This window comes from Paenibacillus wulumuqiensis (genome assembly GCF_000971965.1).
Classification (GTDB): domain Bacteria; phylum Bacillota; class Bacilli; order Paenibacillales; family Paenibacillaceae; genus Saccharibacillus; species Saccharibacillus wulumuqiensis.
In genome coordinates this window covers 204,775-218,437 of sequence record NZ_KQ040792.1, presented here as the reverse complement: position 1 = coordinate 218,437, position 13,663 = coordinate 204,775, and the positions used below count along the sequence as shown (strand labels likewise).

Below are 13,663 nucleotides of genomic sequence, written 5' to 3'. Positions count from 1 at the left end.
TAGAATAATATGGTGGAAATAACATTAAACAGTAGATACATAATAGTGATCGATCGATATTTTCCTCTTCCGCATTCATTCGGGCAAAATCATCTGACAGCAGCAGCCTGGTATCGGCGGCTGTTTGCTATATCGGGCAGCGAGCCAAATAGTGATCCAAATCCGTTTTATTTTACGAATCACCTTTCGTAGCCTGCTTCCGTGGTTTATTAATATAGTGAACAGTTGTTCCGTTTATTCGTGTTTTAGTTCAATTTTGAATTATTTCCCTCTGCTGGATCTGCGAATAACCGGGGAATTCACTATATCTCACGAAATGGGCTGGTGCTATGTCTGGTAAAATTGTGCTCGCTGGCGGCACAGGATTTATTGGCCAGTATTTTGAAGCCGAATTTCGGAAAATGGGTTATGACGTCATTATTATTTCCAGACAGCCGGGTCATGTATCCTGGGATCAACAGTCTGAAATTGTAGATGCGCTGGAAAATGCAGCAATGGTCATCAATCTGGCCGGCAAATCGGTAAACTGCCGCTACACCGAGCGTAACAAGCGGGAGATCCTGAATTCCAGGCTGGAGACGACGCGGATTCTTGGGAACGCTATCCTTTCCTGCCAATCGCCGCCGACCATCTGGTTTAACTCCAGCACGGCTACGATCTACAGGCATTCTGAGGATCGTCCGATGACCGAGTCGACAGGCGAGATTGGTACCGGTTTCTCGGTCGAAGTCGCCAAAGCGTGGGAGCAGGCTTTTTTTGAATTTGAGCTGCCACAGACCCGGCAGATTGCCCTGCGGATCTCGATTGTGCTCGGTCGGGGCGGAGGAGTCATGGTTCCGTATCAGAATCTGGTTCGTTATGGTCTTGGCGGCAGGCAAGGCTCCGGACATCAGCGGTTCAGCTGGATTCATGTGGATGATCTGTTTCATATCGTGCTGTTTCTGCAGGAACGTGCCCATCTGAATGGCGTATTCAACTGCTCTGCACCGTCGCCTGTCACCAATGCTGAATTGATGGCTACCCTGCGGCAGGTAATGAGACGCAGAATCGGTCTGCCGTCACCACGCTGGATGCTGGAGCTGGGCGCACGGATAATCCGCACAGAGACCGAACTCATACTCAAAAGCCGCTGGGTCGTACCCAACCGGCTCGTCAAAGAAGGCTATATGTTCCGTTATGGCAGGCTGGAGAAAACGCTGCGTGATGTTCTTCAATGAGATAAATAAGCGCCAAATCTCCTCGTTAGCCGCAGTTATGTTTGTTGACTCACCTATACGACTATGCTATATTCCACATTAACTTTATGGCCCTGAACTTGTCGGATCCATTCTACTGGCCGTTTGGCAAGCAGGATCAAATTTAACTACTAACGGGAGATCTACAATGAACCAATCTTACTTGGATGCCAACAATATGGGGAAAACGACACGTTTCCTGAACGGTCTGAGCGACCCGATGAGACTGCAGATTCTGTCTATTCTCGGTAAGAAAGGCAGAATGAATGTCGGTGAGATTTCCTCCAATTTCAAAATCAGCCGGCCAGCCATTTCGCATCATCTCCGCATTCTGAAAGATGCCGGAATCGTACAATTCGAGAAGATTGGTCAAGAAGTGTACTATTGGATGGATCAGGATTATATCGTGTATCATCTACGCAATCTGGCTAATGAAATGAGCTCTTTTTCCAAGTGACCCGGGAATCGGTGATCATTTCCGAATCTCTGCTGACAATAATCGTTAATCTGCAAAAGAACCTGCATCAAGACGCGGGTTTTTTTGTATGTGTAATTCCCTCTCCTCTATGGCCCGGTCAATCAATTGCTTGATTCTGGTTAATAACATATTAAACAACCAAGGTAGGTGAATGATCGTGCTACATACTAACCAGGAAACATCGCAGGAAACATCGGAAAAACCCACTATTATTATTGGATCAGGATTGGCCGGTTTGAGCTGTGCATTTGAGCTGGCGGATAAAGGCAAAAAGGTAATCGTACTGGAGGCCGCTCCTTATATTGGCGGACGTACAGCCAACTGGAATGAACATGGAATGGGTGTTGAATCCGGCTTTCACAAATTCATTGGCTACTATGTCGCGCTGCCGGAGCTGCTGAAGCGTGCGGGAATCGTGCTGGATGAGATTGTGCACTGGGAGACAACGACCAATATCCGTCACCCTGAGGCGGAAGGAACATTTGGACTCGATCTGCTCAAGGCTCCGCTCAAAACGCTGGCCGGCGCCCTGGGCAATAATGATCTGCTTTCTCCACTGGACAAAGCTTCGCTCGGTCCCTTCTTTGCCGCAGGTTTCAAGGACTATCTGGCTCACCCGGAAGAGCTCGACCAGATGCCGATCAAGGAATATGCCAAAAAGCACGGCGTAACCGACAAAGCGTTGGAGCGTCTGATTGAGCCGCTGTCCTCCGGCATATTCTTCCTGCCGGTGGAAGAATACTCCTCCTATGCGTTCTTCGGGCTGTTCGCGCCGGCGATTCCAAGACCGCATCTGATCCGGATCGGTGCCTTCAAGGGCGGTATGACCCAGGTGATGACCGAGCCGCTCAGCAGAGCGATTGAAGAGCGCGGCGGACAGGTCATGACCGGCAAGCCTGTCGCTCATCTGCTCGTGGAAGAAGGCTCTGTTACCGGTGTCCAGCTGGAAGACGGCACACAGATGCATGCCGAGCAGGTCGTTGTCGCTGCCAATGTGCGCCGCTCCCAGATGTTGGTCGGCGAGCATTTTGCAGACCAGGAATGGTGCAAGAATTTTCTCGCGCTGGAGATTATGCCTTATGTCACTGCCCAGTTCGAGGCGACCGAGAAGCTCGCCGGAGCCGATCATACGACATTCGGGCCAGGCACGCAGCTCGGTTCGTTCAGTGAGCAGTCGCGTACGACGTTCCAGCGGCCAACAGGCCGCGCCTCCATCATCCTCGTAGACCCGGACAAGCTGATCGATCTGCCGGATGAGGAAGTGTGGGAGCTGACCCGCAACTCCCTGCATGCGGTCGATCTGGATAACGTCGATACGATGACCCAGTACCGTATCATCCGGGGCAAGGAGAATTTCTACCGGTTATCCGCTGGCAATGAGCAGCATCGTCCGCAGCAGGTCACCCCTGTACCCGGACTGTTCCTCGCAGGCGATTATACCAAGCAGCCGCTGCTGGCTACCATGGAAGGAGCCGTTATCTCCGGTCAGCGGGCTGCGCGCGGTGTGCTGCAGGGGCATATCTAAGCAGCTTCGAATGAATGGATCGAATAAAAATAAAATAAGCCCCGCAGATCTTCCTCCTAAGAGGAGGCTGCGGGGCTGTTTGTGCGGCATGCCGGGAATAATTTATGTTCTTCTTCCAGCCGGACAGCAGCGGTGAAGCACTTCCTGCTGATTTGCGGATAGGCTGTCTGGCACTGCAATTGTCACAACGATTATTCTGCCGAAGAAGTCTGCAACGCCTCTGCGGTATTCAGCCGATGGACACGTACCCGGTTGATCCGCTGTCTGCCGACTTCCTCCACCTTGTAGCGGAACTGCTCGTATTCGAATTCCGGCTTCTCGCTGCGCGTCGGTATCCGTCCGAGTGTACCGATCACGAATCCGCTCAGTGTATCGTAATCCTCCAGCGGCAATTCGGCAGGAACAACCCGGCGCACTTCATCCAGCCGCGCCGATCCGGGGAAAATATAGGTGCTCTCATCGATCTGCTCATAATCGGTCTCATCCAGATCATATTCGTCATAGATGTTACCAATAACCTCCTCAATCAGATCCTCGATCGTCACGATACCGGCTGTACCGCCGTACTCATCCACCACGATCGCCATATGCACCCGGTTCTGCTGCAGCTCCTCCAGCAGAGTATCCCCTCGCTGATGCTCGGATACAAAATAGGCCGGCCGCATAAATGCCCGTATATCCCACGGCTCCGATCCGTCACGAATCAGGTGACCGATCATATCCTTGACGTGCAGCATGCCGATTACATTATCGATATGGCCTTCATACACCGGGTAACGGGTATACTTTTCCACAGTAGCCAGAGCAATGGCATCCTCCCGGCTGATATTGACAGGTATCGCCGCCAGATCGGTCCGTGGGGTCATGACGTCAGCTGCATCCTTGTTATCCAGTTCAAATACATTATTGATAATAATGCGCTCATTCGGCTGAATCGTGCCGCGTTCCAGTCCGGTGTCAATCATCATCCGGATCTCTTCCTCGGATGCTTCTTCATCCTCTGCATTCGGATCGACGCCGAACAGACGCACCGTCACATTGGTCGAGAATGTCAGCAGTTTGACAAACGGCGCCACCACTTTGGACAGAATATGCAGTGGACTGGCCGCCAGCATGGCGATCGACTCCGCCTTTTTCATCGCCAGCCGCTTGGGTACCAGTTCACCGAATACCAGGGTAAAGTAGGACAGCACCAGCGTAATCACAATGACCGAGCCGGTAGACAGTATATTGCGCGGAACCGGAACGCCCTGGGCGACCAGATAATCCACCAGTACCGTCGCAAATGTATCCGCAGCAAAAGCACTCGCCAAAAATCCGGCCAGCGTAATCCCGATCTGGATTGTCGCCAGAAATCCGCTCGGCTCCGAAGTTAACCTATGAATAATGGCTGCCTTTTTGTTGCCATTCTCCGCCATGATCCGGATCCGGTTATCATTGACCGTAATCAGCGCAATCTCGGATGCCGCAAAAAAAGCATTGATCAGAATCAGTACAATTAGCACCATAATCTCAAAGCCCAAAAAATGTGCACCTCCTGTGAAATGAGAAAGGCCAGCCATTGTATCCGGTCATGCCGTATCCGAGTGCGGACCTTTACTGGTATAGTAACCGATTTCAGCAATCCAGAAGCTCTGAATCTTTCACAGTAGTGACAACTTGGCGAAAAGTAGTACATACAGGAATCATGAACAGCATACAAAAGACAGGCTTTCCCTGGAAAGGAAGCCTGCCTTGTTATGACAAATACAGATCATGCACTGCTTTTTCAGCGATTCAGAGGCTGTCAAAATACCGCGCACTCTCCACCATTGGCGTACAGTCGATATGCCCGCCGTTCAGATTGATTTCAAAAATATAGTCTTTGCCATTCACGATCCGTTTGACCATTCGCCAGTCGATCAATCCCTGACCGAGCGGCAGCGAATCATGATATTCGCCCATGCTGTCGACCAGATGGTAATACTGCGCATACGGTGCCGTCCGCTCCAGCACTTCACGCAGACGATCATTGTCGCCATGGAAGCTGATAAAGGTATGGCTGACATCCACATTAACCGGCAGCTCCAGCGGGACGATCACTTCATCGATCAAATACGGATTGGCGTAACAGAACAGCCCGTCCGTCGAATCTTCCCACAGCAGCACATCTCGTCCATAAGTCAGTATCTTCTCGATCTCTGCCTTCATGAGCAGGGTGCGCTCCAGCGAAATCTCGCTGTGCTCGCTGCGGATATAATTGGCGTGAATGACACACTTGGCGCCTTCCTCGTGGCAGATCTTCACCAATAGTTCCGTCGATTCCTGATAATACCGGTAACGATCCGGATCCGGGCTCAGAATATCCAGGAACTGGCCGTTATACCGGGTCGGATGATGCAGATAGACCCGGATACCGCGCTCCCGCAGTTCACGAATCCGCGCACGTATATGGTCGCTCTGCTGCAGATCCTCCGTACTGAGGAAAAATTCGATAATCTCCGGATTATACTGCAGACGATCGTCCAGACTCTCCCGGTCCAGACTGCTTTTCAGACGTATATTATTCATAACTGCCACTCCTCTGTATCTTTCTCTGATCAATCGAAATCAGCAGGCCTCTACTAATCATATAATACACATTCGACGATTCCCAATCTCTGCCGCCAGCCAGATACCAAATCATCATTTAACCCGCTTACCTATTCAGTTACTTAGCTTTAATTCCGTTATATAGAATAAGGACTTTTTGACTATATAGAAGTAGTATGCAAGTCATGCATCGCTTTGGGTTGGAAAGCCGAACGTAATGATTAAGGGGTTATGAAAATGAGAAGACAGAGCAAGCCGCTTGCTGCCTTTCTGCTTATAATTGTATATATGGTACTGTATTATGCCTGGATTCTAGTCTGGCGCGACAATACTACGATGCTGAACTGGGGCGGCGATGTTTTGACCATACTGGCTGGACTGATTGCCATGGTTTGGCTGCTGAGCGCTTATCGGCATGGTGAAAAAGTCTGTCGTCCGTTATGGCTGCTGATGGCCCTCGGCTGTCTGAGCAGCGTGATCGCGAACAGCATCTGGTTTTATCATGAGTCGATTCTGCAGATGGAATTTCCTTTTCCCAGTATTGCCGATGTTTTTTATGTACTTCAGCCATTACTCTATTTATCGGCATTCTTTTATCAAATTTCACGCAAATTAAAAACCTATGGCACCGTCCGCTTCGTATTTGATATCGCTATTGTCATGACGGTAGCGATCAGCCTGAGCTGGCAGTATGTGCTGCAGCCGATTGTGAATACACCGGGCATTCCTCATCTGACCATGGGGATTGCGCTGGCCTATCCGATTGGCGATCTGATCCTGCTGCTGGCAGCACTGGGCATTTATTTTGGATTTCGCACGATTTGGCCGGAGCACCTGCTGGCCCTTTTGTTTGCCGGACTGCTTACCCAGATTATCGGCGACTGCCTGTTCTCGGTTGCCATCTACGAGCAGGATATAGACTGGATGACCTGGTCCAATCCCTGCTTTGGCCTCAGTCTGATGCTGATTGGACTGACCGGCATTGTCTATAACAAATCTTTGCAAAAATCACAGACCGAACCGGAGATCAACCTGCCGGTCGAAGTATTGAAAAAGCCGGACTGGATACGCATTTTGCTGCCGTATATTACGGTCATCACACTGTTTCTCATTATGGTCACCGATAAGAGCAGCAGTAATATCATTACGCTTGGTTCCGGGATCTCCATTCTGCTCGTCATTATCCGGCAGCTGCTCATCATTCTGGAGAACCGCAGGTTGATTCGTAATCTGTCCGAGAAAACGGCAGCACTGGAAAACAGTGAAGAACGCTACCGCTCGCTGTTCCGGTATCATCCGGATGCAGTCTGCTCGCTGGATCTGTACGGCAATATTCTGAGTATCAATGAGTCGGCTTCCCGTATGCTTGGTTACCAGGAAAGTGAACTGGAACAGCTGACCAATACCACGTTTCTCCCCGAACAGTACCGGGAGATGGCACTTGCTCATTTCAAGCGATCCTGGGAAGGGCAGCCGCAGAGTTATGAGCTTTGTCTGCAGGACAGGGCAGGCCGGCTGATTCAGGTGCAGATGACCAATATTCCGATTATGGTCCAGGATCATACGGTTGGCGCGTTTGCCATTGCCAAGGACATTACGGAGAAAAAGAACAACGCAGAGCGCATCCACTATCTCGCGTATCATGATCCACTGACAGGCGTCTACAACCGGGCTGCCTATGATGAGAAACTCAAACGGATGGCAGCGCAGTCCCCGGTTGCCCGATTTGCCGTATTCTTCATCGATCTGGATCGCTTCAAGCATATCAATGATACACTCGGCCACGATGTCGGCGATCAGCTGCTGCTCTCTGTGGCCGGACGACTGACTGCCCATGTACCGGAAGGCAGCATTGTCGCACGCAGAGGCGGGGATGAATTTACCCTGATCCTGCCGATGATGGAAGAGAGCCCGCCAATTACCGATACAGCGCAGTGCATGCTTGGCTCCCTGCAGCAGCCGCATTATATCGGTCCGCACAAAATCGTATGCTCACCAAGTATCGGCATCGCCATCTATCCCGATCACTCCTCCGATATCGGTACATTGATCCAAAAAGCTGACCGGGCCATGTATCAAGTCAAAGCGAGCGGAAAAGCCCATTACCAGATCTATGATGATAACGATGAGAAAATCGCGCGCAAGCTGCTGCTCGAGCAGAGTATCGGTACCGCGCTGGATAACAATGAACTGCTGCTGCATTATCAGTCCCAGGTCGATGCCTCTACAGGTAAAGTCATTGGTGTCGAAGCCCTGCTGCGCTGGCATCATCCGCAGCTCGGCTGGATTGCGCCGCTGGAATTTATTCCTGTCGCCGAAGATACCGGCAGCATCCTCTCCATCGGACGCTGGGTACTGCTGGAAGCGTGCAGGCAGGCCAAAATCTGGTCCGATCAGGGACACGCTATCAAAATGGGGGTCAATCTGTCGCCGCGCCAATTCCAGCAGGGCAATCTGGCAGACACGGTAGCCGAGGTGCTGCAGGAGACTGGCCTCGCCCCTCAATATCTGGATCTGGAGATTACCGAATCGATTGCGATGAGCCATATTCACAATGTGATCCCGCAGCTGCATGCCCTGAAAAATCTCGGTGTCTCTATCTCCATCGATGATTTTGGAACAGGGTATTCCTCCCTCTCCTATCTGGCCAGCTTCCCGATCGACAAGCTCAAGATCGCCCGTGAATTCATCAGCAAGATCAATGAACGGGACAGCCACTCCATTATCGCTTCCATCATCAATCTGGCTTACGGACTGAATCTCAATATCATCGCCGAAGGTGTCGAAGACAGACAGCAGGCCGAGATTCTTCAGGGAATCGACTGTTATGAAATGCAGGGCTTTCTGTTCAGCAAGCCGGTCATCGCTGCGGAAATCGAGAAAACATTTCTCCATAACCATCTGCCGCAGGATTCCGATTGAATCGCCAACAAACAGCACCATTCGTTCACAGCCAAAAAGGCTGGCCTTCTCTGTACAGCAGAGCAGGCCAGCCTTTTATTTTTTATGCAAAATGCTTCATGCAGTCAGCAGTACTATTCCTTATCTGCTCTCACAGATTGGCGTCATTTACGCTGAATGTATCGCCGCCCTGAATCGTTCCGGACTCAAAGCCTTTGTAGAACCAGCGCTTGCGCTGCTCGGAAGTACCGTGGGTAAAGCTATCCGGCACCACATAACCCTGGGCACGCTGCTGGATCGTATCATCGCCGACGGCACTGGCTGCGGTCAGCGCTTCGTCCAGATCGCCCTGCTCCAGCAGATTCTTGCCCTGCTCATAGTGAGCCCATACACCGGCATAATAATCGGCCTGCAGCTCAATGCGAACCTGATATTTGGTATTGAACTCCTTTTCGCTGAGGCGCTGGCGGTACGGTTCCACCTTGTCCATCGTCCCCAGCAGGGTCTGTACGTGATGCCCCACTTCATGAGCGACGACATAAGCCATGGCAAAATCGCCCGGCGCCTGGAACTGCTGCTTCAGCTCATCATAGAAGCTCAGGTCGATGTACAGCTTCTGATCGCCCGGACAGTAAAAGGGGCCGACGGCCGAACTCGCCGTTCCGCAGGCGGACTGCACGCTCCCGCTGTAGATGACCAGCTCCGGATTTTTGTAGGTCATTCCCTGTTGGCGGAACACATCGCCCCAGACATCCTCCGTATCCGCCAGTACAACCGATACAAAGTCCACCAGTTCTTCTTCCTCGGCAGTACCTTGATAATTGCCAACGGTCTGCGTGCCGCTGGATGTCATATTGTTGATCAGACTGGAAGGATTACCGCCCAGCAGCATCACGATAATAATAACGATAATACCGCCGATACCGCCGCCCACGATCGTCTTGCCACCTCTGCCACGGCGATCCTCCACATTAGTGCTTGCTCTTCTGCCCTGCCATTTCATAATACAACCCCCTGCTGTCTCATTCTCCGTCCTGTTTTACACATTTCCCTGCAGGGATCAGCCTGTTCCTATATGGTAATAAGCCATGTGTACGTATGACGCTAATATCTTGTACCCATAATCGGGAAAATCGCCTACATTTACGAATCATCCGGGGTAAATGGATGCTTTTCTACTCTATACAGTCTGCTTTGCGGGTTCTTTGGTCGATGAATTTCCCTTATGGCGGAAATACACAAAATTTAATTTTTTTATATTCAAAAATCAGTTTAAATTCTGCGCAAAAGCCTTAATGAATATTACAGTATTTCATTCACTGCACAATCACCCCACTCATCGAACCCATGATCATACCACTTGCCGCAGTACTCACTGATCCATTTACTGCTCCACTTATCGAACTATTCTTTGCCATATTCCAGACTTCCCATATCCTCAAATTTCATATAAAGACAAGAAGGTGCATAGATGCCGACGCCAGAAAAATGATGCGCAGAGTATACCTTTTTCATATCCTCAAAAGTGTTTGTCAGCAAGACTGAATACGCTATCAAAAAAGGTACTGGCGGGGCAAATGGTAATGATGTATAATGAGTCTCAAATCCAGCTTGATGGCCAGGGCTTTTTTTTCGCCGCTTTAGGCAAACGTTTGCACAATAGTCACCAGCTGTACCCAACTCCCCAAGAAATGAGTGATTTCTCATGAAACGATTGTTTGATGTCCACCCGTGGAAAATTGTTGAACACCAACTGCATGAAGAAGACTTCCGCCTCGCGGAAAGCATGATGAGCCTGGGCAACGGCCATATGGGCATGCGCGGTAATTTCGAAGAGAGCTACAGCGGTGATATGCACCGTGGCTCCTATATTGCTGGCGTCTGGTTCCCGGACAAGACCCGTGTCGGCTGGTGGAAGAACGGCTATCCACACTATTTTGGCAAAGTAATCAATTCCATTAACTATATCGGTATCCGCCTGCTGCTGGACGGCGAGGAAGTCGACCTCAGCCAGTCCCGAATCAAGGACTACTACCGTGAACTTGATATGCGCCAGGGCGTGCTGTCCCGTCAATTTACGGTACTTCACGGTGAAAAGGAAACCCGTATCGAGACGTCCCGCTTTCTCTCTGTCGCAGAACATGAGCTGGCGGTCATCAAATACGAAGTGACTCCTGTCAACTACACCGGCGAAGTGACCCTGATCCCTTATCTGGACGGCGATATCCGCAATGAAGATTCCAACTATGACGAAGACTTCTGGGTTGAGATCGATCAGGCTGCTGCCGAGCTGAGCGGTCATCTGGTGATGCAGACCAAGGATAACTCCTTTGGCACGCCAACGTTCCAGGTCGCTGCTTCGATGCGCCTTGAAGTGACCGGCGGTACACCGGCAGTATCATTCTCCTCCAGAGAAGAGTATGTGGAGAATACACTGACATTTAACGCAGAACAGGGACAATCGGTTACCCTGTACAAATATGTCGCTCTCACAACCGACCGTGATTATCCGCGCGGTACACTGCCGGAGCAGGGACAGACCGTACTGGACCGCGCTGCCGAACAGGGATATGAAGCACTGCTCGCCGCTCATGCCCAAGGCTGGATCAAGCGCTGGGAGATGGCCGATGTAACGATCGAAGGCGACGATGAAGCCCAGCAGGGGATTCGTTTCAACCTTTTCCAGCTGTTCTCGACTTACTATGGCGAGGATGCACGCCTGAATATCGGACCGAAAGGATTCACTGGCGAGAAATACGGCGGCGCTACTTACTGGGATACGGAAGCGTATGCACTGCCTCTCTATCTGTCCACCGCCAAGCCGGAGGTTGCCCGCAATCTGTGCATTTACCGTCACAACCAGCTGGACGGCGCGTATCATAATGCCCAGCAGCAGGGTCTGCAGGGCGCGCTGTATCCGATGGTTACCTTTACCGGGGTGGAATGCCATAACGAATGGGAGATTACCTTCGAAGAGATTCACCGTAACAGCGCCATTGCCTATGCGGTATACAACTACGTGAACTATACCGGCGACCGCGATTATCTGCACCAGTACGGCCTGGATGTGCTGACAGGCATCTCCCGCTTCTGGGCAGACCGCGTGCACTACAGCAAGCGTCAGGGGCAGTATATGATCCATGGCGTCACCGGCCCAAATGAATACGAGAACAACGTCAACAATAACTGGTACACCAACCGCATCTCGGCATGGACGCTGGAATATACGATTCAGGTGGTGCGTGAACTGCAGACTGCCGGTCATACCGAAGCCATCTCCAAGCTGGATATTACCGATGAAGAACTGGCCAAATGGCAGCACATCATCGATCATATGTATCTGCCGTATGATGAAGAACTCGGTATCTTCGTGCAGCACGATACGTTCCTGGACAAAGACCTGATGAGCGCCGACGATCTCGATCCGGCCGACCGTCCGATCAACCAGAAATGGTCATGGGACAAAATCCTGCGCAGCTGCTTTATCAAGCAGGCGGATGTACTGCAGGGACTGTATTTCCTGAACGATCAATATACAGCGGAAGAGAAACGCCGCAACTTCGAATTCTACGAGCCAATGACCGTTCATGAGTCCTCGCTCTCCCCTTGTATCCACAGCATCCTCGCTGCGGAACTGGGTATGGAAGAGAAAGCGTACGAGATGTACAACCGTACAGCCCGTCTGGATCTGGACAACTATAACAACGATACCGAAGACGGCCTGCACATTACGAGCATGACCGGATCATGGCTCGGGATTGTACAGGGATTTGCCGGTATGCGTACAGCCAACGAGACGCTCAGCTTTGCTCCATTTATCCCGCAGGCGTGGGATCGTTACAGCTTCAACATCGTGTACCGCGATCACTTCATCAAAGTGGAAGTATCCCGTGAGCTGGTGCAGTTGAGCCAGGAAGGCCCGGAACTGTCGCTGCAGCTGTATGGTGAGACCGTGACCCTGCCGGCAGACGGCAAGCACACCGTGCCTGTCCTCAAAACCGGCACAGCCCCAGAAATGCTCGTAGGAGGAGAAGCCTGATGCGTCCGGAACTGCAAGCCGTTATCTTCGACCTCGACGGTGTCGTAACAGACACCGCCGAATATCATTACCTCGCCTGGAAAGCTCTCGGCGAAAGTATCGGTGTTCCTTTTACCCGTGAGTTCAACGAGGAACTAAAAGGCGTATCCCGCATGGATTCACTGAACAAGATCCTCGCGCTGGGCGGCAAGGAACACAGCTACTCAGACGAGGAAAAGCTGGCACTCGCCACGCAAAAGAACGACCATTACGTTGAGCTGATCAAGCAGGTGACGCCGGATGACGTACTGCCCGGCATCCGTGAGCTGATCGCGGATATTCATGCAAGAGGACTCAAGATCGGACTCGCATCGGTCAGCAAAAATGCATTCTCTGTCATGGATTCCCTGCAGCTGCGCGATTCGTTCGATACTATCGTCGACGCTGCCAAGATCCGCAATTCCAAGCCAGACCCGGAGATCTTCCTCAAAGCTGCCGAGCAGCTCGGAGTTGATCCGGCTGCCTGTATCGGGATTGAGGATGCAGCGGCAGGTGTAACGTCGATTAAGGGCGCGGGTATGTTCGCGGTTGGTGTTGGTGATAGTACGACGCTGGCTGAAGCCGATATTGTGTATGCGAGTACAGCTGAGCTGTCGCTGGATCAGCTGCTGGTGCAGTATCAGGGTGCGTCTGTAGAGCAAGCATAGATGCAGATATGAACTTAAATCATTCTTCTATGTAATAACATTTCATAATAAAAACCTCCATCGTTAAAGTATTAACAATGGAGGTTTTTATTATAGGTATTGATTAATAATTTATGAGGTAGAACATACATAACGTATATTTTAGGATTCAGACTTTACTCTTATGACAAACGGCCCTAATATAATGTCGAAAATCCAGCCTATTTGTAAATAAACAAATCTTTTTAA

General features: G+C 51.0%; 9 protein-coding genes. 6 read left to right on the top strand and 3 right to left on the bottom strand.

Annotated elements, in window-relative coordinates:
• Positions 1-329: 329 nt before the first annotated feature.
• The 3 genes from WH45_RS00930 (at position 330) to WH45_RS00920 (ending at position 3,238) form a co-directional block, all read left to right on the top strand.
• Entirely contained in the window at positions 330-1,217 is an 888-nt protein-coding gene (locus WH45_RS00930) for a TIGR01777 family oxidoreductase (RefSeq protein WP_046212517.1), read from the top strand.
• A gap of 166 nt (positions 1,218-1,383) precedes the next feature.
• Positions 1,384-1,692, top strand: a complete 309-nt coding sequence (locus WH45_RS00925; RefSeq protein ID WP_052723556.1) for an ArsR/SmtB family transcription factor — start codon at positions 1,384-1,386, stop codon at positions 1,690-1,692.
• 172 nt (positions 1,693-1,864) lie between these two features.
• Positions 1,865-3,238, top strand: coding sequence for a hydroxysqualene dehydroxylase (locus tag WH45_RS00920; protein ID WP_046212516.1), 1,374 nt, complete (start codon positions 1,865-1,867; stop codon positions 3,236-3,238).
• 191 nt (positions 3,239-3,429) lie between these two features.
• Here the strand turns inward: WH45_RS00920 and WH45_RS00915 are convergent, their stop codons facing one another.
• Together WH45_RS00915 and WH45_RS00910 are read right to left on the bottom strand one after the other, a co-directional pair.
• The gene (locus WH45_RS00915; protein WP_200897645.1) at positions 3,430-4,761 is read right to left on the bottom strand and encodes a hemolysin family protein; all 1,332 of its coding nucleotides are present in this window, start codon (positions 4,759-4,761) and stop codon (positions 3,430-3,432) included.
• 253 nt (positions 4,762-5,014) lie between these two features.
• Positions 5,015-5,788: a TIM barrel protein gene (locus WH45_RS00910; RefSeq protein WP_046212514.1), complete on the bottom strand. Its 774-nt coding sequence runs from the start codon at positions 5,786-5,788 to the stop codon at positions 5,015-5,017.
• Positions 5,789-6,046: 258 nt separating this feature from the next.
• Between WH45_RS00910 and WH45_RS00905 the strand changes: the two genes are divergently transcribed.
• The gene (locus WH45_RS00905) at positions 6,047-8,731 is read left to right on the top strand and encodes an EAL domain-containing protein (RefSeq protein ID WP_052723555.1); all 2,685 of its coding nucleotides are present in this window, start codon (positions 6,047-6,049) and stop codon (positions 8,729-8,731) included.
• Between the two features lie 130 nt (positions 8,732-8,861).
• Here the strand turns inward: WH45_RS00905 and ypfJ are convergent, their stop codons facing one another.
• Positions 8,862-9,713, bottom strand: a complete 852-nt coding sequence (gene ypfJ / locus WH45_RS00900) for a KPN_02809 family neutral zinc metallopeptidase (protein ID WP_046212512.1) — start codon at positions 9,711-9,713, stop codon at positions 8,862-8,864.
• Between the two features lie 702 nt (positions 9,714-10,415).
• Between ypfJ and WH45_RS00895 the strand changes: the two genes are divergently transcribed.
• Positions 10,416-12,749, top strand: coding sequence for a glycoside hydrolase family 65 protein (locus WH45_RS00895; RefSeq protein ID WP_046212511.1), 2,334 nt, complete (start codon positions 10,416-10,418; stop codon positions 12,747-12,749).
• Positions 12,749-13,435, top strand: coding sequence for a beta-phosphoglucomutase (gene pgmB / locus WH45_RS00890; protein ID WP_046212510.1), 687 nt, complete (start codon positions 12,749-12,751; stop codon positions 13,433-13,435). Before WH45_RS00895 ends, pgmB begins: the two co-directional genes overlap by 1 nt.
• Positions 13,436-13,663: the final 228 nt, after the last annotated feature.

Excerpts from the sequence above, each read along its gene's own strand:
- WH45_RS00910 (WP_046212514.1), bottom strand. The coding sequence starts at position 5,788 with ATGAATAATATACGTCTGAAAAGCAGTCTGGACCGGGAGAGTCTGGAC.
- ypfJ (WP_046212512.1), bottom strand. The coding sequence starts at position 9,713 with ATGAAATGGCAGGGCAGAAGAGCAAGCACTAATGTGGAGGATCGCCGT.
- pgmB (WP_046212510.1), top strand. The coding sequence starts at position 12,749 with ATGCGTCCGGAACTGCAAGCCGTTATCTTCGACCTCGACGGTGTCGTA.
- WH45_RS00895 (WP_046212511.1), top strand. The coding sequence starts at position 10,416 with ATGAAACGATTGTTTGATGTCCACCCGTGGAAAATTGTTGAACACCAA.
- WH45_RS00925 (WP_052723556.1), top strand. The coding sequence starts at position 1,384 with ATGAACCAATCTTACTTGGATGCCAACAATATGGGGAAAACGACACGT.
- WH45_RS00930 (WP_046212517.1), top strand. The coding sequence starts at position 330 with ATGTCTGGTAAAATTGTGCTCGCTGGCGGCACAGGATTTATTGGCCAG.
- WH45_RS00905 (WP_052723555.1), top strand. The coding sequence starts at position 6,047 with ATGAGAAGACAGAGCAAGCCGCTTGCTGCCTTTCTGCTTATAATTGTA.
- WH45_RS00920 (WP_046212516.1), top strand. The coding sequence starts at position 1,865 with ATGATCGTGCTACATACTAACCAGGAAACATCGCAGGAAACATCGGAA.